Here is a 21,748-nt window from a genome sequence, read left to right as displayed (position 1 = left end):
ACGCGCCCGCCGTGCGGATCGCGGTGATGATCGGTCCGGTGAAGAACGCCGAATCCGCGCGGACCACGACCGTCCCGGTCGCGCCGGCCCGGCGCGCCAGTCTGATCGCCTCGGTGATCATCGACGCCGCCCCGCGGCGGGAATCGCAGTTCCCGCCGCGCAGCCGTCCGGTGAGGATCACCGGCGCGCAACCCGGGGACGACAGGGTGGCGATGAGGTGGTTCAAACCGCGGACCCCGTTATAGGCGAACCCGCTGCCCTGTTTGCCGTGCCCGTAGGTTTCCTTGATCTTCGCGTCGATATCGATGAACGCCAGCCCCTCGACACCGGCCAGCAGCGACGGAACCCGCCCCGCCAGCCGGACCACCGCCTCCGAGGCCACCGACATCAACTGACGGACATGACCGTGGGTGAACCCGCGCAGCCACGACCCGCAGGTCGACGGCGCTCGGAGGCCGGTGAACAACCGGCGCATCCCACCATGCCGGATCACGTCCAGGTCCTCGATCGAGTCCGCGCCCGCGACCATGCCCGCCACGACCGAGAGTGCTTTCGCGTCCGTGTTCGCGCCGACCGGAATCCCCAGGTCAACCCGCTTTCCGATCAGCCCGCCGAGGCCGATGTCCTCAGCCAGCCGCATGACCGGCACCAGCCCCGCGCACGACACGAGACCCTCATCATCGAACCTCACACCGGTCCGGACAGCACTATGAGACGATCGCATCCAGCAGATGCCCTCTCACTCGGTCGGATTGTTTCCTTCGCAAGAACAATCATCCCAAGTCAGAGGGCATCTGCGTACCCAGACACACCCCAAAACCACATCAACACCGGTGCATCCAGGTTCAACGCCCCAAATCCTCCACCGTCGCGCGAGCCGTCGTGACCTTGGACCGAGACACCCGAAATCCCGCTTGCCCGCGCCCGGCAGCCGACACAAGCTCCATCCCGGCGCTTCAACGAAGCCGGGGTCTATCGATGAGGGATGTCCACCGTCCCAAACCCTTCACGCCCGCCCCCGCCCACAGGGCGAAGGGGCCCGAATCGCCACTCACGACCACCACTAAACGCAGGTTTGACACGAACGCTAGAGTTCAACCAGACGGTTGAATACCCTGCGGAAGAGAATCCCGATGAGCGACCTGACGATCACGCGCCTCCTCGACGCGCCCCGCGAGCTCGCCTTCCAGGTCTGGACGGATCCGGACCATCTCGCCCACTGGTGGGGTCCGGCCGGCTTCAGCGCCAGGTCCTGCACGGTCAACCTCACCGAAGGCGGCCGCTGGCGTATCTGCATCAGTGACGGCGAGACCGACCTGTGGGCCTCAGGCGTCTACCACGAGATCGTCCCGCCGGAGCGGCTCGTCTTCAGCTTCGCCTGGGAGGAGCCGGAGGGCGCGCGAGGACACGACACGCTCGTCACGGTCACCCTCTCCGACCACGACGGCAAAACCGAAATGTCGTTCCACCAAGAGATCTTCGAGACAGTGGCGGACCGCGACGGCCACGTCGAGGGCTGGCAGTCCTGCTTCGGCCGCCTCGCCACCTACCTCGCGACGAAATCCACCGAGTGTCCACATGGGACACTGAGTGACGGTTGAGCGTCCGATTTGTATCTGTATGGGCTGTTCTTCGCGGGGTCGTGAGTGATAAAGAGGGCTCTAACCCTCTTTATCACTCACGACCCCTTCATAAAGCCGCGCAAAGCTCCCAAAACGGTCGTCCCAGCCAGGAGGAGTGTCTCTTGTGGACGGTCCAGGTCGCGATCTGCTCCTAAGGACCAGTTCAGGGCCGACCGCCGAAAGCCCTGTTCGGCAGGAGACTCGATCACGCCATATTCGCCTTGCCTCTCAATAACCCACCTGTCGCAGCACTTCGCACGCCCGCGCCACCCCGTCCTCCTCGCGCAGCCGCGCGCCGACGTATTGCGCCCCGCGCCGGAAGAGGAGGTTGCCGGACAGCTCCAGCAGGCGCGCGGTCAAAGCGTCCGCGGTGAGCTCCCGCAAGGGCAGCGGACGCGGTCCCGCGCCGAGGCGGGACACCCGGTCACCCCAATAGGGCTGGTCGGAGAAGACCGGGCAGACCAGCGCCGGGACACCCGCGCGCAACGCGGCCGCGGTCGTTCCGGCGCCGCCGTGATGTACCACCGCCGCCGTACGCGGGAAAAGCCACTCGTGCGGGACGTCCTGGATCGCCAGCAGATCGTCTTCGGACTCGACATCGGCGGCGAGCAGGCCACGCAACCCCACCCGGCGCAACGCGGTGCGGACGGCGGCGAACGTCCGCTCCGCCTCCGACGGCCGCATGCTGCCGAAACCGACGTAGACCGGCGGCGGCCCGGCGGCGAGGAAATCACGCAGGCGCGGCTCCGGCCGCCACTCGGCCGGAGTATCGAGGAACCAGTACCCGGTGACGTGGACCCTGGCGGGCCAGTCCTTCGGCCGGGGCACCACGGCGTCGGAAAACCCGCACAGCACCGGGGTTTCCGCCCGCCGGGGACCGCGCCAACCGGCAGCCGGGAGACCGAGTTCCTCGCCTCGCCAACGATCCACCTCGGGCCGCAGCACCTGCCAAGCGACGGTGTCGACGGCACGGAAGCTCAGCCGGCGGCCGCACGGCCCGGCCTTCGCCGCCCAGGGAAGCAGCGGATGCGCGAACGTCTTCGTCGGCATGCTGGGCTGATAGTGCAGCTCGACGTCGGGGACGCCGAGCGAGGCGCCGAGGTGCGCGCCGAGGAACCCCAGCGTCGGGGCGAGCACGAGGTCCGCGCCCGACGCTCCTTTGTGGACGTCGGCCAGCAGGCGCTCCAGCACCGGGGCCAGCGCACCCCGCAGACCGCGCAGGAACGTCGCGGGATTGCGCCCGCCCTCGGTCCATTCGCGGCCGCCGTCCGAACCGAGGATCTCACCGGGATCCGCCGAAAGCGGCGCGAACTCCAGACCGTGCCCGGTCACCCAGGACCGGAATCGCTCGGCCGCCAGCACCCGGACCCGGTCACCGTGAAGCCCGCGCCCCAGCGCGACGCACGGCTGTACGTCGCCCCGCGAGCCGGGAGCGACGATCACGACGAGCCTGGTCACCGCTTCGCCGCCGTCAACCGGTAGCGGAGACGGAACGGCAGGTTCGCCAGCGCCGCCGCGACGCGGGCGTCCCTGCCGACCAGGTAGCGCGGCGCGACACGGCGGGCGGTCAGCGCGTGGACCACGACCCTGGCCGCCCGCTCGGGCGGCACGCCGTTCCGCGCGGATCGCTCCGCACCGCGTTCGGCCTCGTCCAGTTGCGCCGCATACCTTTCCCGCGCGGCCTCCGGCAGGGCGGCACGCACCTCTTCGGCGGCGGCGCGGGCACGCGGCCAGATCGCGGTGGCGACCGCGCCGGGCTCGACGAGGACGACGTCGATCCCGGACGGCGCCAGTTCGGCGCGCAGGCTGTCGGTCAAGCCGACCAGGGCGAACTTCGACGTGTGATAGGGCCCGACCATCGGCCCGGCGATGCGCCCGCCCATCGAGCCGACCGTCACCACCCTGGCGGCGGGCTCGGCGCGCAGCGCGGGAAGCATCGCCTGGGTGACGGCGAGCTGGCCGGTGACGTTGACCTCCAGTTGCTGCCGGAAAGCTTCGAGCGGGACGTGTTCGAGCGGCCCGGGCCGTGCCATCCCGGCGTTGTTCACCAGCCCTCGCAACGGCCCAGCCGCCGCGACCTTCTCCCCGCACGCCACGATCGACGCCGGATCCCGGAGATCCATCCGCAGGACGGTGACCGCTTCGCCATGGATACGGGCGAGTTCCGTTTCGTCCGCGTCGGTGCGCACACTGGCCCAGACGTGCGCGCCTCTGTGGACGAGTTCGGTCACGCAGGCCCGGCCGATCCCGCTCGAAGCCCCGGTGACCACAAAGGACGGACGGTTCACGACGTCTCCCCCGCCTTCACCGGTGCCGAAAGGGCGCGCAGCATCCGCGGCCAGGTCTTGTGCAGCTGGTCCTGCCAGTACGCCCAGTGATGCGTTCCCGGCCCGTAGAAGTCGGTCGTGACCGGGACGCCGAGGCGGTTCAGCCGGTCCGCCATCGCGGTGGTCTGGCCGGAGCACAGGAATTCGAGCAGCATCGCACCGGGCAGCACGTCGATCGGGAGCTTCCCGTCGAATGGTCCCGGAAGGCCGTTGCCCGTCGACAGGTACAGCTCTGTTCCGCGCAGACGGTCGGCGTTCACCAGCGGATCGTGCGCGTCCCAGCGGGACGCCTCGCGCCGCCGGTCACCCCAGAGCGCCTCGGGATCCTGCCGGGCCGACGCGACGATCGCGCTGGTCAGCAGCTCGCCGTACTGGCCGGTGGGATTGAGATTGCCGCTGAACGACCCGGCGAACCGGAACACCCCCGGCCTTCGGGCGGCCAGTTCCACGGCGCCGTAGCCGCCGAGCGAGAGCCCGGCCGCCACCCGCCGCCCGTCCCCGCGATAGCCGCGATCGATCAGCTGCGGGATCTCGACGGCGGTGAAGGTCTCCCATTGGTTCAGGACGACGTCCTTGCCGTAATTCCACCAGTCGGAAAAGAATCCCGCGGAACCGGAGCCCGGCATCACCACCAGGGCACCGGAGTCGTCGGCCAGCTTCCGGATGTCGGTGTTGGCGGTCCAGCCGCGATAGTCCTGGAGCCGCGTCTCCCCGGCGAGCAGGTACACCGCCGGCCACTTCCGGTCCGGTTCGGCGGCCCACCACGACGGCAGGATCAGCCGCACCATCGCGTAACTCCCGACGCCGACCGAGCGGACGGTGAGATCCAGCATCCGCGGGTCACCGTCCACAGTGGTCTGGGCGACGACGTGCGACCCGTCGTCGGCGCGGGCGTCCGGGACGCCGCTCTCGGCCCGCGCCGGGGCGACGGCGACGCTCGGCAGCAAGCACGCCACGGCCGCCAGCACCGCGACGACCCGTGGCCGCCTCGAAGTATTGCGCATACGTGATCCTTTGTCCCGGTCGTTCGACAGAATTCGAAAATGTGACGGCGATTACCCGCAAAAGGAATCCGGAGGTGTCGACACGTTAAGCGGAAGAGTCCCCTCCCGGCAATTGTCCTGCCCACAATCCGGGAGGACAATATGAATGCCAGGGAAACAAGAAAACCATCCGCCTCCCCCATCAGGGTGACCCGCCACTCACGGACAGTGAACAACACTGGCACGGCAGTACCAGACCGTGTCGTGCACCAGCGAAAAGTCCGGAAGCAGCAGGTCACACCCAGTACACGAAGGACATTTACGTTCTCTTGATGCCTTCCGGTATTCGATTTCCCGTCGTAGCCTTCGTCGTGCCGCCCGGGTTCGGCATCCCCTGAAGCGACCCCGGCGCTTGCGTCCCACCGAAGGGACCGTGACCCCCTCAGGACCCTTCCGAAAGGGCTATTCATGACTGCCCGAATTCGTGCGCTCGTCGTCTCCGCCGCAGCCGTGGCCACCATTTCCGGCGCGTCCGGAGAATCGATTCAGGCGGCCGCGACGCCGCCTTCTCCCGCCGTTCCGCCCGCCGCTTTGCTGCCGCCCGAGACCGTCCCGCACGCGTCCGCGCGCGACGGTTTCGACCTGACCGCGGCACAGTCCAACCAGGACCGTGAAGAAAGCCGGGTCGACATCGGCGGCTGCGAGGACGTCGTCCACGGCAGGCTGGTCGGCGACGGCGCCGCCGGCCAGGGTTTCCAGTCCGCCGTCCCCGGCGGCCAGGTGTCCGAACTGGTCGCCCGCCTGACGGACCCGCCCGATCTGGCGGCATGGGCCGCGCAGGCGGGGCGGTGCTCGAAGGTGACGGTCGACGACGCGGCCGGTACCGCGTTGTCGACCGTCACCGTCCATCCCGCGCCCGCCGTTCCGGGCGCGAAAACCCTTTCCTACCAACAACTCCTGACGCTGCCAGGGCAGCCCCCCGAGCTGCCAGGGCTGCGCCTGCGCACCGTCGCCATCGCCGCCGACGACGTCTTGGTCGTAGTCCGTGACGCCGGGACGACCGGCCTCGACCTGGACGCGCTCGCCGTCACCGCCTGGCAGCACGCCGCCGGACCGCTCGGCCGCTGAATCCCCGCAAGACCCCGCCGCACCCCGACCCCGAGGAGAAGCCATGTCCCCGGCCCCCGAAAACCTGCCCGCCACGGCCGGCCCCACCCTCCAGGCCTGCCTCCGGCATTGGGCGGACACCGACGGCGACCGGCCCGCCCTGACCTTCGCCGACTTCGCGACCGATCGCGCCGGACGGCGGCGGACCCTGACCTGGAAGCAGCTCCGGGACCGCGTCGACGCCGTCGCGAGCGCGCTGCCCGTCCGGCCTGGTGACCGGGTGGCCGTGCTGTGCCCGCAGAGCGCCGACTACGTGGTCGCCTTCCTCGGCGCGATCACCGCCGGCGCGATCGCCGTGCCGCTGTTCGACCCCGGGCTGCCCGGGCACGCCGGACGGCTCGCCGCGGTGCTGACCGACTGCTCCCCCACCGCGGTCGTCACCACGTCCACGACCGAGGACGCGGTCCGAGAATTCCTCGCCGGCCTGCCCGGCGGCGAGCGCGTCGCCGTCGTCGCGGCCGACAAGCCGTCCGAAGGCCCGGCCCGCGCGTGGCCTGCTCCGGACCCGGTCCCGGACGACGTGGCCTACCTCCAGTACACCTCCGGCTCGACCCGCAGCCCGGCCGGAGTGGTGTTGACCCACGCGAACGTGCTGGCCAACGTCAGCCAGGCGGTTCAGGGGCTCGGCATCGACCCGGCCGCGGGGACCACGGTGTCGTGGCTGCCGCTGTTCCACGACATGGGTCTCGTGCTCGGCTTGATCACGCCGCTGACGATGGGCATGCGGTCGGCGCTGATGGATCCGCTGGCCTTCATCGAACGTCCGGTGCGCTGGCTGGAACTGCTCGGCGACTTCAACGGAAGCTGGAGCGCCGCCCCGAACTTCGCGTTCCACTACGCCGCGAGCCGGGTGCGTGAGGAGGACCGTGCCAAGCTCCGCCTCGACCGCGTCGCCGGGATCGTCAACGGCGCGGAGCCGATCAACCCCGACGTCCTCGACCGCTTCCACGCCGCCTTCGCCGATTCCGGCTACCGGCCGGAGAAGACGCGCCCCTCGTACGGGCTCGCCGAAGCGACCGTCTTCGTCACCACCGGTTCCGGTGTTCCGCCGCGCGTCACCACGTTCGATCGCGCCGCGCTCGGAGCGGGGACGGCACGGTTGGCGGACGACGGACTCCGGCTGGTCGCCTGCGGTATCCCGGTGGGGCAGCGGGTCGCGCTGGTCGACCCGGAGACCGGCGTCGCGCTGGAAGACGGCTCGGTCGGTGAGATCTGGGTCCATGGACCCAACGTCGGCACCGGATACTGGCAGAAACCCTTGGAGAGCACCGAGACCTTCGGCGCCCGGCTGACCGGTGAGCACGACGGGCTCCCGGAAGGGCCCTGGTTGCGCACCGGCGACCTCGGCGTCCGGTATGACGGCGAGGTCTACATCGCGGGCCGGATCAAGGACCTGCTCATCGTCGACGGCCGCAACCACTACCCGCAGGACGTCGAAGCGACGGCGGCCGCGGCCGACCGCGACATCCGTCCGGGCAGTGTCGCCGCGTTCGCCGTCGAAGGCACGGACACCGAAGCGGCGGTCATCGTCGCCGAGCACCGCGGTCACACCGCTTTGACCACGGCGGACGAACGGGCCCTGGCCGTCACCATCCGGCGGCTGGTCTCCGACTCGCACGGTCTCGCGCTGCGCGACGTCGTCCTCGTCCCGGCGGGCCTGGTCCCCCGGACCTCCAGCGGCAAGATCGCGCGGAGCGCCTGCCGCGACCGCTACCTCGCCGGCGACTACGGAAAGGCCTTGGTGCGATGAGAAACCCGTCGTTCGACACCCCCGCTCTCCGCCGCTGGCTGCTCGACACGGTCGCCGAACACACCGGCGTCGATTCCTCCCGGCTCGAAGCCGACCGTCCGCTCAGCGACTACGGCCTGTCCTCCCGTCAGGCCGTCGGTATCGCCGCCGATCTCGAAGACCTGCTCGGCACTCCGCTCCCGGCCACCTTGCTGTGGGAAAGCCCGACCATCGACCACCTCGCCCGCTCCCTCACCGGCGGCGCCGAACCGGAGCCGGAACCGACGGGCACCGATCGACGCCGGACCGACCCGATCGCCGTGGTCGGCCTCGGCTGCCGCTGGCCGGGGGCGAACGGCCTCGACGAGTTCTGGGACCTGCTGCGCGGCGGACGGGACGCCGTCCGGACCGCGCCGCCGGGCCGCTGGAACGCCGACGCGGCGCCGGTCGTCGGCGGCTTCCTCGACGACGTGGCCGGGTTCGACGCCGAGCACTTCGGCATCACCCCGCGTGAAGCGTCCACAATGGACCCGCAACAGCGGATGCTGCTGGAGGTCGCCTGGGCCGCGCTGGAACACGCCGGGATCGCCCCGGCCTCCCTGCGCGGCAGCCGGACCGGGGTGTTCACCGGGATCTCCACGCACGACTACGGGCATCTCACGATGTCGGGCGGCGGTGTCGATCTGTGGACCGCCACCGGCGCGGCCGGGAGCATCTCGGCCAACCGGCTTTCCTACGTCTACGACCTGCGCGGACCGAGCATGGCGGTGGACACCGCGTGCTCGTCTTCGCTGGTCGCGGTGCACCACGCGGTCCGCGCGCTGCGCGACGGCGAGGCGGATCTGGCCTTGGCCGGCGGGGTGAACCTCATGCTGTTGCCCGGGCCGACGGCCGCGTTCGCCGCGGCCGGGCTGCTCGCCGGGGACGGCCGGTGCAAGACGTTCGCCGCGGACGCCGACGGTATCGCGCGCGCCGAAGGCTGCGGTGTCGTGGTGCTCAAACGGCTGGCGGACGCCGAGTACGACGGCGACCGGGTGCTGGCGGTGATCCGCTCCACCGCGGTCAACTCCGACGGCCGGTCACAGGGCATGGCGGCACCGAACCCCGTCGCCCAGCAGGACATGCTGCGCACGGCGTACCACGGCGCCCGGCTCGACCCGTCCACTGTGGACTACGTCGAGGCGCACGGCACCGGCACGCTGCTGGGCGACCCGATCGAGGCCCGCTCGCTCGGCGCGGTTCTCGGCAAGGACCGCCCCGCCGACGCCCCGTTGCTGATCGGCTCGGTGAAGACGAACATCGCGCACGCTGAGGCCGCCGCGGGAATCGCCGGGCTGATCAAGGTCGTGCTCGCGCTGTCCCGCGACGAACTGCCGCCCCAGCTGCACTTCTCCGCCCCCAATCCGCACATCCCGTTCGACGACCTTCGCTTGAAGGTGGTGACCGAGCCGACGCCGTGGCCGCGCCGGTCCGGCCGCGCCACGGCGGGGGTGTCCGCGTTCGGGTTCGGCGGGACCAACGCGCACGTCGTCGTCGAACAGGCGCCGTCGCTGGAACCGGCCGCGGACCGCGCGGGCGTCCGGATCGGGCTGCTGTCCGCCCGCACCCGCGACAGGCTGACCGAACGCGCGACGCAGCTGGCGAGCTGGCTGGAGGCCACGCCGTCGCTCCTCCTCGCGGACGTCACGCACACACTGTCCCGGCGCGACAACGGCGGGCCGCATCGCGCCGCCGTCGTCGCCGGGGACACCGCCGAACTGGCCGTACTGCTGCGCGCCGTCGGTGCCGAGGCCGATCCGCTGCCCGCCGGAGCGGCCACCGGCACCGCCCTGAGCACCGACGGACCGGTGTTCGTGTTCTCCGGGCACGGCTCTCAATGGCCGGGGATGGGACAGGGACTACTGCGGGCCGAGCCCGCCTTCGCCGCCCAGGTCGACAAGCTGCACGACCTGTTCACCGAGCACACCGGCCGCTCGCTGCGCGCCTTGCTCATCACCGCGGATCCCCTGTCCCTGCCCGAAACCCAGACGGCGATCTTCGGTACGCAGATCGCGCTGGCCGCTCAGTGGGAGGCGCTCGGTGTCCGGCCCGCGGCCGTCGTCGGGCACTCCCTCGGCTCCGCGGCGGCCGCCGTCGTGAGCGGCGTGCTCACTCCCGACGAGGCCGTCCACCTGGTCGCGACCCGCGCGCGGCTCCTGGGCACCATCGGCCCGGGCGGCGCGATGGCGGCGGTGGAGCTGGCTCCGGAGGAGCTGGAGCTGTACCCGGACATCGAACTGGCCGTCGAATCCGCGCCGGGTCAGCTGACCGTGGCCGGGGACGCGACCGTGCTCGACCTGCTCGTCGCGGAACTGGAGTCGGCCGGGCTGACCGCTCGGCGGCTGCCGGTCGAAGTCGCCGGGCACTCCGCCCGCGTCGACCCGGTGCTGCCCGCGCTCCGGGAGGCGCTCGTCGAATTGGGCGGCCGCCGTCCGACGGTGCCCTGGTACGACACGGTTCTCACCGATCCGCGGGAGCTGCCGGACTTCGACGCCGGGTACTGGGCCACGCACCTGCGCCGTCCGGTCCGGTTCCGGCAGGCCGTGGCGGCCGCCGCCGCGGACGGGCACCGGGTCTTCCTCGAAGTGTCACCCCATCCGATCCTGCGCGGCTCGGTGGCGCGGACGCTCGCGGCCGAGGGGATCCACGACGCCGTCGTCACCGGGACGCTGCGCCGCGGTCAGGACGAGGTCCGCGCGCTGGGTGCCGCCGCGGCGGAGCTGTACTGCGCGGGCACGCGCATCACCACCGCCGATCCGGACGACGGCGCCCGTCTGGTCGACGTCCCGCCGATGCCGTGGCGGCACGAACGGCACTGGTACACCGCCGCCGAGGAGCCGCCGTCGTTCGCGGCGCGCGCGCCGGAACCCGAACCCGTGCGGAGCGGCGGCGGTGATCGGCTGACCGAGATCGTCGCCGCCGTCATGGGGTTGCGGCCCGACCGCATCGACGCCGACGTCCCGCTCGTCGAACTCGGGCTGGATTCCCTGATGGCGAACCGGATCAGGGAGGCTGTCCGCCGGGAGTTCGGCACCGAACCCGACGCCGTCGCCGTGCTCCGGGGCGCAACCCTCGCCGACCTCGGCCGCGACCTCGCGCCGCGCGAAGACGAGGATCCGCGTCCGGCCCGAGGCCGTGCCTGGGACGCGGCCGACCGCCTGGTGCTGCGGCTGTGGCACGAGCACACCGGAACCGACGCGGGTGGCACTCATGTCCGGCTGAGCGAGAGCGACACACCCGATCGGCTGGCCGAACTGCTCGCCGAAGGGCTCGGCGCCGAACTCGACACGCCTGTCGACGCCGCCGAACTCCGGCGGCACGACTCCCTCGCGGCCATCGCCGACGTCGCCCGCGCCGTCCTCGACACGCGAGAAGAGCGGGGACCGGTCCACGTCCTCACTCCTGGCGAGGAAGGGATCGCGCCGCTGCTGCTGTTCCACCCCGGCGGCAGCACCTGCACCGTGTACCGGCCGCTGTTGGACCGCCTGCCCACCGCGGTGCCGTGCGTCGGGTTCGAGCGCGTTCCCGGTGTCAGTATCGAGGAGCGGGTCGAGCAGCTCCTGCCGTTGGTACGGGAGCAGCGCCGGGACCGGCCGTACCGGTTGGCGGGCTGGTCGTTCGGCGGAGCACTGGCCTACGGTGTCGCGGCACGCCTCGCGGAGGAAGGCGAGGAGGTCGAATTCGTCGCGCTGATCGACACCATGCTCCCGCTCCCGGAGCCGGATCTGGACCCGCGCGCGTCGTCCGCCCGGCGGTTCCTGCGGTTCACCGGCTACGTCGAAGGGACCTACGGCCGCGAAGTGCGGCTGGGCCACGAGGAACTGGCGCCACTGCCCGAAGAGGAGCAGATCGAGCTGACCATGCGACGGGTGGCCGAGGCCGGTTTGCTCAGTCCCGGCGTGCTCCGGCATCAGCGTCAGTCCTTTTTGGACACGCTGGCGGCCGAACGGGCCACCCCCCGCCGCTACGACGGCCGGGTCGTGCTCTACCGGGCGGTCGAGCAGTACGCGGCCGGGCTCGCGATGGAGCCGCGGTACTCACGCACGGATCTCGCGGCGGGCTGGGCGGAGCTGTGCCCGGAATTGGAGATCGTGCCGGTCGAGGCGCATCACCTGTCGGTGGTCGACCCGCCGCACGTCGACGTCGTGGCGAAGCATCTGGCGGGACTCCTGTGACCACGGCCCGGGCCGAGCGAGCGGTCGACCGCGCCTGGCCGCTCCTGGCGGTGCTCGGCGCCGGGCTCTTCCTCGTCGCCGTCGACGCGACGGTGCTGCACGTCGCGCTGCCCGACCTCGTCCGGCAGTTGCGGCCGGGCGCGGCGGCGCAGGTGTGGATCGTGGCGATCTACCCGCTGACCGCCGCGCCGCTGCTGCTGCCGTTCGGCACCCTCGGCGACCGGTACGGACGACGGCGCGTGCTGGTCGCCGGGTACGTGGTGTTCGGGATCGCGTCGCTCGGCTGCGCGTTCGCGCCGAACGTGCCGGTGCTGCTGGGTTTCCGTGCGCTGCTCGGCTGCGGCGGCGCGATGATCATGCCGGTGACGATGTCGCTGCTCCGGGAGCTCTTCCCGGAGCAACGGCACCGCCGCACGGCGATCGCGGTGTGCAGCGGGATCGCCGGGACCGGCTCGGTGTTCGGGCCGGTCCTCGGCGGGGTGCTCGTCGAGACCTGGGGCTGGCGGGCGACGTTCCTGCTGAACCCGCCGGTGATCCTGGCCGCGGTGGTGCTCGCCTTGCTGTGGCTGCCCCGGAGTCCACCCGGGCCGCGGTCGTGGGACGCGCTCAGCGCCCTCCTCGCGGCGAGCGGTGTCCTCGGGATAGCTTTCGCCATCGGGCACCCGGGGTCTTGGCCGCCCGCCCTCGCTTCGGGTGCGGCCGGCTGTGTCCTCATCGGACTGTTCGTACGCCGTCAGCGCCGGACCGATCCGCCGCTGCTGGACCTCACACTGTTCCGGATGCCGGGCGTGCGGGCCGCGGTGGGCGGAATCCTCCTGGTGATGAGCACACTGGTCGGGCTCGGCCTGTTGTTCGCGCAGTACCTCCAGGTGGTCCTCGGTCTCTCGCCGACAGCGGCGGCGACCCGGCTGCTCCTGGTGCTGGGCGCGTCGGCCGTCGGCAGCGTGGTGACCCCTTCGCTGCTGGGCCGGTTCGGCAACGCGCGGGTCCGCACGGCCGGATTCGTGGTGGCTGCGGTGTCCTTGCTGGTCCCGGCCGCCGGGCCGGCCGCGCTGACGTCACCGGTGCTTCTCGGCATCGGGCTGACCGGGCTGGGACTGGGGATGGCGCTCGCCCTCACGTCGAGCACCGACACGCTGCTTTCGGCGACCTCGGCGGACCAGGCGGGCGGGGCCGCGGCGGTGGAGAAGACGGGCTACGAGCTGGGCGCCGGTTTCGGGACGACGGTGTTCGGTTCCCTGGCGGCCGCGGTGTACGCGGGCCATCTGGCCGTCCCGGCCGGAGTGCCCGAGACAGCCCGGCGGCTCGCCGTGTCAGGACCCGCTCAAGCCGAAGCTGCGGTCTCGGGACTTCCGTCGCACTTGGCCGGCGAATTGCTCGATGCGGCAAGGGCCGCTTGCACGACCGGGCTCCAGGTGTCGGCGGCCGTCGCTTGTGCGCTGTTCCTGGTGGCCGTCCTCGTCAGCTCGGGCGCGCCTCGTCGGTGAACTGCTCGGCGAACTCGCCCGTCGGCGGGATCTCCTGGATCACGTCGATCAGCACGCCGTTGGGATCCGCGATGATGAAGTGCCGCTGCCCGAACTCCTCGCTGCGCAACGAAAGCGCCTCGGGCAGGCCCACCTCCCCGACCAGCCGCCGGTGCTCGGCGTCGACGTCTTCGACCTCGAAGTTCAGCAACATCCCCTGCACGGGTTTGCCGAACCCGGCGGGAATGGTCTCGTGCCCGGGGGCGAGGATCGCGAGCTCCCACGCATCACGTTTGAGGCTGACGTACCAATCGGCCTCGAACGTGAGCTCGAAGCCGAAGTGGCCGCAGTAGAAGTCTCGCGTCTCGGCGATCTTCTCGGTCATGAGTACGGGATAGAAGCTGGTCAGGCGCATGATGCCCCCTGTCTCGTGAACAATACCGACCGTCGGTTTGTTTCTTCGAAGTTAGCCAACCGACGGTCGGTATGTCAAGATTCGGGTATGTCCCGCACGAAGCAGCAGCAGCGCGAAGAGACGATGGAGGCCCTCACCGCCACCGCCCGGCGGCTGTTCGCCGAACACGGGTACGGCAAGGTCGGACTGGAGACCATCGCGCAGACCGCGGGCGTGAGCAAAGGCGCGCTCTACCACCACTTCAGCAGCAAGGCGGACCTGTTCCGGCACGTTCTCAGCGTCGTCCAGCACGACGTCGGGGAGCAGATCGCGCGGGCCGCGGACGCCGCACCCGACTCATGGACGGGACTGCTGGCGGGATGCCGCGCGTTCCTCGCCGCGGCGACCGATCCGGAAACCCAGCAGATCATGCTGCTGGACGGTCCGGCCGTGGTCGGCTGGCAGGACTGGCGCGAACTCGACGCCGAGTCCTCCGCCCGGCACCTGGCCGAGGCCCTGACCGGCCTGATGACCGAGGGCGTCCTGGCGAAACGCCCCGTCGAACCGTTGGTGCGCCTGCTTTCCGGCGCGATGAACGAGGCCGCCGTCTGGCTGGCCCACTCCCCCGACCCCCAAGCCGACCTCGCCGCGACGATGGACACGCTCACGCCGATGATCGAGGCGTTGCGCTGAACCCAGCGCCGATGCCCCCAATGCCACATTGGGGACACTCAGCCGGGCACCGGGTCGGAGGCTTCAGAGGGAAGCACAGACGCGAAAAAGCCCCACCCTCGCCGGATGGGGCCTTCACTGCGGTGGGCGATACTGGGATCGAACCAGTGACCTCTTCGGTGTGAACGAAGCGCTCTCCCCCTGAGCTAATCGCCCGCTGTACGAACTCCGGTTCACCTGGGGAAGCGAACCTGGTGCGCGATACTGGGATTGAACCAGTGACCTCTTCCGTGTCAGGGAAGCGCTCTCCCGCTGAGCTAAACGCGCGTGATGTAGTTGTTCGTACGAGAGATACCTTAGCGGACCCCGTTTCCTGGCCGTCACAGGGGGTAGCCCATCCGCGAAGCTCAGGGTTTCGGCAGCCGCGAGGCGATCGAGCCGGCGATCTCCTTCGCCCGGTCACAAGGGCTTCCGCTCCCCTCGCGCGCCAGCAGCCGGACGGCGACATGTTCGACCTCGCGGTCCGAAAGCGGACGGTGCCGCCACGTCACGGCGCAGTTCGAACCGCCGAACTCCCGTATGTCGCCCGTGACACCGCTGCCGAGGTCGACCGGGGACCCTTCGGGCACGAACGCGCCCCGCTGCAGTTCGACGGTCAGCGTGTCCCCGGCGCCCACCCACTCACAGATCCGCAACGTCCGCGGCGCGGGCTGGGCGTTGGGCATGTTCTTGGTGACGACCGCGGGATCGGCGACCGCGCACGGGTCGAGCGGGAGGATGCCGCCAGGCTCACCGGGGCGGTCGACCTCGTGCGTGCGCAGCCGGGTGAGGGCCGCGCTCAGCATGTCGTCGGCGGCCTTGCAGGGATCGCCTTCCCGGCCGGGATGGGAGACGACGACGCCGAGCCGCCGGTCCGCCGGCAGCTGGGCGACCGAGTCGCATCCGCCGCTGATCGTGCTGCGCAGCAACGGAAGTCCTTCGGCGGTGCGGTCGGTCCGTTCGAGACTGCTCGCCGTCACACCTTCGCCGAGCCGCAGTTCGAAGGACACACCCTTGAGGCCGGTGTACTTGCATCGGGCCGGGTAGAGCGAGTCCGTGTCCGCCTTCAGGGTGCCGAACTCCTGCACGAACCGGCCCGCGAGCACCTTGCACGGATCCACCAGTCGCAGGCGTTCCGCGCTGAGCGCCTCGGCCGCCGCCAGCGACGTCGTTCCCGGGCTCTCGGGTTTGGCGTAGTCGGCGATGGAGAGGCCGAGCGCCACGATCCCGGCGACCAGCAGCAGAACGACCCCGGCCAGCGAGCCGAACAGGATCTTCTTCGTCCGCGGCGCCATCTTCTTCGGCGGTGGCCGCCAGATCGGCAGCGGCAGGGCCAGCACCGAGCGCACTTCGGCGTCCTGCTGCTGGATCCGGGCGTGCACGGCGGGCGGCCAGGGCGCCGCCCCCGGCGGCACGGGGCCGAGATGGTCCAGGATCTGCTCCGGGGTCGGCCTCTGCGCGGGGTTCTTGGCGAGGCAGGGTTCGGCGAGCCGCCGGATCTCGTCCGGGACGGCGCTGAAATCCGCGGCGGCGTGCACGACGTTATACAGCGTTTGCGGCGCGGTCGGGCCGGTGAAGGGGCCGCGTCCGGTGGCCGCCATGACCAGGATCGCGCCGAGGGAGAACACGTCGCTCGCGCCGGTGACCTGCCCGCTGCCCGCCTGTTCCGGGGACATGAACGCGGGCGAGCCGATGATCGCGCCCGTCCCGGTGAGTTCCTGCGCTTCCTCGGCCACCCGCGCGATGCCGAAGTCGATCACCCTGGGCCCGTCACTCGTCAGGATGATGTTGCTGGGCTTGAGATCCCGGTGGATCAGCCCGGCACGGTGGATCTCGGTCAGCGCGGCGGCGAGCCCGGACGCCAGCAGGCGGACCGACTCGGCGGGCAGCGGTCCGGCGGCGTCCACCGCCTCCTTCAACGACGGCCCGGTGACGAAGACCGAGGCGAGCCACGGGGTTTCCGCCTCCGCGTCGGCGTCCATGACCGCGGCGGTGTAGGCGCCGGAGACAAGCCGCGAGGTGGCGACCTCGCGCCGGAACCGTTCACGGAAGCGTGGATCGTGCGCGAACTGGGCCTGCAGCTGCTTGACCGCGACGAGCCTGCCGTCCGGCGCCAGGCCGAGCACGACCCTGCCCATCCCGCCTTCACCGAGCTCGGCGACGATCCGGTACGGGCCGATCTGCCGGGGTTCGGCGGGGTGCAACGGTTTCACTGATCAGCCCTAGGGTTTCGGGAGTTTCGGCAACAGCACTTCGGCGAAGCCCTTCGCCTTGTCGCATGCCTGGCCGGCGGTCAGTTTGGTCCCGCTCGTGCTGAACGTCAGTTCGACGTTCTCGCCGTCACGATCGCTGATCTGCCGATGCCGCCAGCTCAGCGAGCAGGTCGAGCGCGCGACACCGTCGTCCTTCTCGGCCAGGTACACGGTCTTGCCACCGATATCCAGCGTCGCGGTGTCGGTGTAGTAGGAGTCCTTCGACTGGAACGGCGGATAGCCCTTCAGGAGCTTCAGCCGCAGGCCGCCCGCCGCGTCGTACCGGCATTCGTGCAGGTGCTCGCGAATGGCTTCGACCACGGGCCCGATCAGCCGGTCCGCCGTCGCGGGGCCGACCAGCGCGCACGGGTCCAGCAGGGCCAGTGTGCCCGCCGGGAGTTCGCGTTCCTGGCCGCCCGCCCTGATCCGTTTCACCGTGTCGGTCAGCGCGGCCTTCACCACGGCGCAGGCTTCGTCCTTTGTGGACATCGAGTTCACCCGGGCGCTGAGGCTGGTGTTCGCCACCCCGGTGATGGGCACCGACACGCCACAGGAGTCGTCGGATCCCTTGAGGGTCAGCGGAAGCCCTTCGAGCTCGCCGCTCGGTTCGCCGCTGACCAGGCCGCCGGCGATGTCCAGGTCCAGCCATTGGTCCGCGGGCGAGGAGTACGTGCAGGAGTCGAAGTCGACGGAGTTCTTCTTGGTCAGCTTCCCGAGTCCGGGCACGTCACGGCCTTCGAGCACCTTGCACAGGTCGACCTTGCGCAGGTTGTCCGGGCCGAGCGGATCCGCGTTGACCGGGGTGGTCACCGGTACGTCCGGCGCCGCCGAACCGCTCGGCGCCGCGACGGCCGCAGGCGGGTCGTCCCCGTTCAACGACACAGCGGCGACGACGCCACCGACGAGCAGCACCACGGCGGCCGCGGCGAGTCCCGCGTACAGGCCGCGCCGGGACCTCTTCGCCGGAGGCGGGTTCAGCAGCCGCCGGACCTCGGCCTGCTGGGTCTCGATGAGGTGCGAAACCACCGGCGGCCACGGGGTGACCATCGGCGGGATCGGACCCAGCCGCTCCAGCACCCAAGCCGGGGACGGCCGGTCCGCCGGGTTCTTCGCCAGGCACGGCTCGACGATCTGCCGGAGTTCCGGCGCCAGATGCCGCAGATCGGGCTGGACGTGCACGACGTTGTAGAGGGTGTGCGGGGTGGACGTCCCGGTGAAGGGGTTCGATCCGGTCGCGGCCATCACCAGCAGCGCGCCGAAGGAGAACATGTCGCTCGCCGGGGTCAGCGGCTTGCCCTCGGCCTGTTCCGGCGACATGAACCCGGGCGAACCGATCACCGCGCCGGTGTGCGTGAGTTCGGAATCGCCCTCGACGGCGCGGGCGATCCCGAAGTCGATCACCCGGGGGCCGTCACCGGTGAGGATGACGTTGCTCGGCTTCAGGTCCCGGTGGATCAGCCCGGCGCGGTGGATGTCGCCCAGCGCCAGCGCGAGCCCGGCGGCGAGATGCCGGACAGCCGTCGGCGGCAGCGGCCCGCCCGCCGAGACCGCCTCGGACAGCGCCGGCCCCGGCACGAACACCGAGGCCAGCCACGGTGTCGGCGCGTTCGGATCGGCGTCCATGACCGGGGCGGTGTACGCGCCGGACACCAGACGCGACGTCTCGACCTCCCGCCGGAACCGCTCGCGGAAGCCGGGGTCGTGCGCGAAACCCGGGTGGACCTGCTTGATCGCGACCAGGCGTCCGTCGGAGGAGATCCCGAGCAGCACCCGGCCCATCCCGCCCTCGCCGAGCGCGGCGAACACCCGGTAGCGCCCCACGCCGGTGGGTTCGCCGGTGTTCAACGGCTTCACGAAAGGCCCCCTTGTCCGGGGCCGATGGTACAAAACCACCCGTAAGTGTCACGCAGCGCGTCGGTCCGACCGGCCGAAATCCTTCAGCCGAAGACTGTTGGACACGACGAGCACCGACGACAGCGACATCGCGGCCCCGGCGATCAGCGGGTTCAGCAGTCCCAGCGCGGCCAGCGGGATCGCGGCGACGTTGTAGCCGAACGCCCAGGCCAGGTTCCCCCGGATGATCCGCAGCGTGCGATCGGCGAGCCGGATGGCGTCGGGGACCACGCGCAGGTCCTCGCGGACCAGCACGATGTCGGCCGAGCGCAGCGCGATGTCGCTGCCCTGGGCCATCGCCATGCCGAGATCCGCGGTGGCCAGCGCCGGGCCGTCGTTGATCCCGTCGCCGACCATCGCGACCCGCGCTCCCCCTGCCCTCAGCTCCTCGATGACCTGGGCTTTCTCCGCGGGCAGGACGCCGGCGCGCACGTCGGAGACGCCGATCTCGGCCGCGATCGCGCGAGCGGCGGCTTCGTTGTCGCCGGTCAGCAGCACGGTCCGCAGGCCGAGCGCGTGCAGGTCCTCGACGGCGGCCCGAGCCGACGGCTTCACGACGTCCCGGATCACCAGCTGTCCGGCGATCCGCCCGTCCGCCGCGACGAGGATCGCCGTCTCCCCGTCGTTCCCGGCGGTCCCGAAGTCGTCAGGGACCGCGATCTCGCGATCGGCGAACAGGCGCGCGTTGCCGACGAGGACCTCGTGTCCCTCGACCTCGCCTTTCGCGCCGAGCCCGGGCAGCGCGCCGAAACCCTCCACCGGGGGCAGGTCAGGCAGTTCGGCCCGGGCCGCGGTCACGACGGCGGCCGCGATGGCGTGTTCCGAACCGGCTTCCACGGCTCCGGCGAACCGTAGCACCTCACCGACGGTGAACCCGTCGGCGGGACGGCACGCGGTGACGGTCATCTTCCCGGTGGTGACGGTGCCGGTCTTGTCCAGCACCACGGTGTCGACCGTGCGGCTCGCCTCGAGCGCGTCAGGGCCCTTGATAAGGATGCCCAGCTGCGCGCCGCGGCCGACGCCCGCCATGAGCGCGGTCGGCGTGGCCAGCCCGAGGGCGCAGGGACAGGCGATGATGAGGACCGCGACCGCCGCCGCGAAACCCTCTCGCGCGGGAGACCCGCCGAGCAGCCACACCGCGAGGGTCAGCACCGCCACGCCGAGGACGGCGGGAACGAACACCGCGCAGATCCGGTCGACGAGACGTTGTACGGCGGCCTTGCGGGCCTGCGCGCGTTCGGCCAGCGCGGTCATCTGGGCCAGCTGAGTGTGCGCGCCGACCGCGGTCGCGCGGACGACCATCCTGCCGTCCCGGTTCACCGAGGCACCGACGACCCGGTCTCCCTCGGTGACCTCCGCGGGTACCGGCTCCCCGGTCACCGCACTGACATCCACAGTGGACAGTCCACTGTCGACGATCCCGTCCGCGGCGATCGACTCCCCCGGTTTCACCACGAACAGGTCGCCGACGGCCAGTTCGCCGATCGGGACCATCCGCTCGGCGCCGTCCCGCAGCACCCGGACGGCCTTGGCGGCCAAGGCGTCCAGCGCGGCCAGGAGCCCGGCGGCACTGCGCCGGGACCGGCTCTCGAAGTACCGTCCTGCCAGCAGGAAGGTGGTCACCCCGGCGGCGACGTCGAGATAGATCGCGTCGGCCCCGGCCGCCGTCGGCCCGAAGCCGATCCAATACCCGGGTTCGGCGCCGCCCGCGAAAGCGGACCACGCCGACCACGCGAACGACGAGAGCACACCCAGCGACACCAAAGTGTCCATACTGGACGAACGATGACGGAGGTTCCGCACCGTGGCCCGGTGGAACGGCAGCGCGGACCAGAACACCACCGGAACGGCCAGGACGAGACACAGCAGTTCCCAGCCGGGGAATCGCAGCCGCGGCACCAGGGCGAGGGTGATCGAGAGGTTTCCCAGCGGGATCGCCAGGAGAGCCGCGACGACCAGCCTCCGGCGGAGATCCCGGACCCGCTCGAAGCCGGTGTCCGGATCCTCTTCCCCGCGGATCTCCGCCGTGTAGCCGGATTTGCGGACGCGCTCGATGAGGACGCCGTCGGCCAGCGCTTCGGGCACCTGCACGGTGGCGCGCTCGGTCGCGTAGTTCACCGACGCGCGGACGCCGTCCAGTTTGTTCAGCGTGCGTTCCACCCGCGCCGAACAGGCGGCGCAGGTCATCCCCGACACGGTCAGTTCCACCGTGCGGACGGCGGACTCCGGCGCGGAAATCGTCATTTCGTGGCACTCCCAGGATTCACCAGTGGTTCCTTGGTGGTGGAACAGGTGTCCCGGGTGGTGTCGCGAGGCAGATTACCGCCGCCGGGAACCGGACCCGTCGGCGGCCCGACTACTGCGGTGGTGGTGGAAACAGGTGTCCCGCGAGTCAGGAGTGAAGGTGGCGGCGAGGCGTCGATACAGGTCGTGAGTGGCGATTCGGGTCAGGGCCGACCGTGTCTCAGGTACCTACGGTCGGGCGATCTCGCGTGGCCGGTGGGACGGCACGCGTGACTGAGCGGACGGCGCACGTGATCAGACGGACGACACACGATGGACTCGGCCGTCGCCGAGTGCCGTCCGTCTGGACACACGTGTCGTCCGTCTGGACACACGTGCCGTCCGTCTGGACACACGTGCCGTCCACTCGGTCACGCGAAAGTACCGAGCTTGGTCACCGTGATCGTGAGTGGCGATTCGGGTTATTGAGGTATGGCAAAGGTGTCCTGTCAGGTACCAAGTCCGTGAAGGCCACCTTTGCCTTACCCCTCAATAGAACCCGAATCGCCACTCACGACCACCTGGACCGACCTGGCGGAGGAGGTGTCGGGATCGCGCTATTCCGGCAGCCGGGGGATGCAGAGGACTCACTGCGCGGTGTCGCGAAAGCCACTTTCAGGACGTCTGGTGTGCCCGAATTGGGGTTTGGGGCCCGCGAAGCCGCCCGGACCCCGGGGCCCCGGGGGGGGGTTATCGAAAGCCCCCGT

13 protein-coding genes, 2 tRNA genes and 1 pseudogene are annotated in these 21,748 nt (G+C 70.9%); 6 read left to right on the top strand and 10 right to left on the bottom strand.

The window, feature by feature from the left end:
* Window positions 1-640 (bottom strand): annotated as a pseudogene (locus ACFWMR_RS33850) (IS1380 family transposase); the annotation flags it as partial.
* Between the two features lie 493 nt (window positions 641-1,133).
* On the opposite strand from ACFWMR_RS33850, the gene ACFWMR_RS33845 reads away from it, so the two are divergent.
* A complete protein-coding gene (locus ACFWMR_RS33845) occupies window positions 1,134-1,601 on the top strand; it encodes an SRPBCC family protein (RefSeq protein WP_378381310.1) in 468 nt (155 codons plus the stop codon).
* Window positions 1,602-1,850: 249 nt separating this feature from the next.
* Here the strand turns inward: ACFWMR_RS33845 and ACFWMR_RS33840 are convergent, their stop codons facing one another.
* From ACFWMR_RS33840 to ACFWMR_RS33830, 3 genes are read right to left on the bottom strand one after another with little or no spacing between them, the layout of a single operon-like run.
* Window positions 1,851-3,080: a glycosyltransferase gene (locus ACFWMR_RS33840; RefSeq protein WP_378381309.1), complete on the bottom strand. Its 1,230-nt coding sequence runs from the start codon at window positions 3,078-3,080 to the stop codon at window positions 1,851-1,853.
* On the bottom strand, window positions 3,077-3,910 hold the full coding sequence (locus ACFWMR_RS33835) for an SDR family NAD(P)-dependent oxidoreductase (RefSeq protein ID WP_378381308.1): 834 nt from the start codon (window positions 3,908-3,910) through the stop codon (window positions 3,077-3,079). The genes ACFWMR_RS33840 and ACFWMR_RS33835 overlap by 4 nt, the downstream gene beginning before the upstream one ends.
* Window positions 3,907-4,953 carry an alpha/beta hydrolase gene (locus tag ACFWMR_RS33830; RefSeq protein ID WP_378381307.1) on the bottom strand — a complete coding sequence of 349 codons (1,047 nt, stop codon included), beginning with the start codon at window positions 4,951-4,953 and terminating at the stop codon, window positions 3,907-3,909. Before ACFWMR_RS33830 ends, ACFWMR_RS33835 begins: the two co-directional genes overlap by 4 nt.
* 447 nt (window positions 4,954-5,400) lie before the next feature.
* Here ACFWMR_RS33830 and ACFWMR_RS33825 point away from each other — a divergent pair, with 447 nt between their 5' ends.
* From ACFWMR_RS33825 to ACFWMR_RS33810, 4 genes are read left to right on the top strand one after another with little or no spacing between them, the layout of a single operon-like run.
* Window positions 5,401-6,060, top strand: coding sequence for a hypothetical protein (locus ACFWMR_RS33825; protein WP_378381306.1), 660 nt, complete (start codon window positions 5,401-5,403; stop codon window positions 6,058-6,060).
* A gap of 43 nt (window positions 6,061-6,103) precedes the next feature.
* Window positions 6,104-7,849 carry a fatty acyl-AMP ligase gene (locus tag ACFWMR_RS33820; protein WP_378381305.1) on the top strand — a complete coding sequence of 582 codons (1,746 nt, stop codon included), beginning with the start codon at window positions 6,104-6,106 and terminating at the stop codon, window positions 7,847-7,849.
* Window positions 7,846-12,042 carry a beta-ketoacyl synthase N-terminal-like domain-containing protein gene (locus ACFWMR_RS33815; protein WP_378381304.1) on the top strand — a complete coding sequence of 1,399 codons (4,197 nt, stop codon included), beginning with the start codon at window positions 7,846-7,848 and terminating at the stop codon, window positions 12,040-12,042. The genes ACFWMR_RS33820 and ACFWMR_RS33815 overlap by 4 nt, the downstream gene beginning before the upstream one ends.
* The gene (locus ACFWMR_RS33810; protein ID WP_378381303.1) at window positions 12,039-13,529 is read left to right on the top strand and encodes an MFS transporter; all 1,491 of its coding nucleotides are present in this window, start codon (window positions 12,039-12,041) and stop codon (window positions 13,527-13,529) included. The genes ACFWMR_RS33815 and ACFWMR_RS33810 overlap by 4 nt, the downstream gene beginning before the upstream one ends.
* Here ACFWMR_RS33810 and ACFWMR_RS33805 read toward each other — a convergent pair.
* Window positions 13,504-13,893 (bottom strand): VOC family protein, encoded by a 390-nt coding sequence (locus tag ACFWMR_RS33805; RefSeq protein ID WP_449224345.1) that lies wholly within the window; start codon window positions 13,891-13,893, stop codon window positions 13,504-13,506. The two genes, ACFWMR_RS33810 and ACFWMR_RS33805, sit on opposite strands and share 26 nt — an antisense overlap.
* Before the next feature lie 117 nt (window positions 13,894-14,010).
* On the opposite strand from ACFWMR_RS33805, the gene ACFWMR_RS33800 reads away from it, so the two are divergent.
* Window positions 14,011-14,595, top strand: a complete 585-nt coding sequence (locus ACFWMR_RS33800) for a TetR/AcrR family transcriptional regulator (protein WP_378381300.1) — start codon at window positions 14,011-14,013, stop codon at window positions 14,593-14,595.
* A gap of 123 nt (window positions 14,596-14,718) precedes the next feature.
* Here ACFWMR_RS33800 and ACFWMR_RS33795 read toward each other — a convergent pair.
* The 5 genes from ACFWMR_RS33795 to ACFWMR_RS33775 form a co-directional block, all read right to left on the bottom strand.
* A tRNA-Val gene (locus ACFWMR_RS33795) sits at window positions 14,719-14,790 on the bottom strand.
* 36 nt (window positions 14,791-14,826) lie between these two features.
* Window positions 14,827-14,901: transfer RNA gene (locus tag ACFWMR_RS33790), tRNA-Val, on the bottom strand.
* 80 nt (window positions 14,902-14,981) lie between these two features.
* The gene (locus ACFWMR_RS33785; RefSeq protein WP_378381298.1) at window positions 14,982-16,826 is read right to left on the bottom strand and encodes a serine/threonine-protein kinase; all 1,845 of its coding nucleotides are present in this window, start codon (window positions 16,824-16,826) and stop codon (window positions 14,982-14,984) included.
* A 9-nt stretch (window positions 16,827-16,835) separates the two neighbouring features.
* Window positions 16,836-18,719, bottom strand: a complete 1,884-nt coding sequence (locus ACFWMR_RS33780; protein ID WP_378381297.1) for a serine/threonine-protein kinase — start codon at window positions 18,717-18,719, stop codon at window positions 16,836-16,838.
* Between the two features lie 48 nt (window positions 18,720-18,767).
* Entirely contained in the window at window positions 18,768-21,002 is a 2,235-nt protein-coding gene (locus tag ACFWMR_RS33775) for a heavy metal translocating P-type ATPase (RefSeq protein ID WP_378381296.1), read from the bottom strand.
* Between the last annotated feature and the right edge of the window lie 746 nt (window positions 21,003-21,748).

It is taken from the genome of Amycolatopsis thailandensis (assembly GCF_042723255.1).
In the GTDB taxonomy this organism is placed as follows: Bacteria; Actinomycetota; Actinomycetes; order Mycobacteriales; family Pseudonocardiaceae; genus Amycolatopsis; species Amycolatopsis thailandensis.
The sequence above is the reverse complement of the archived record's forward strand: the minus strand, read 5'-3'. Positions and strand labels throughout refer to the sequence as shown.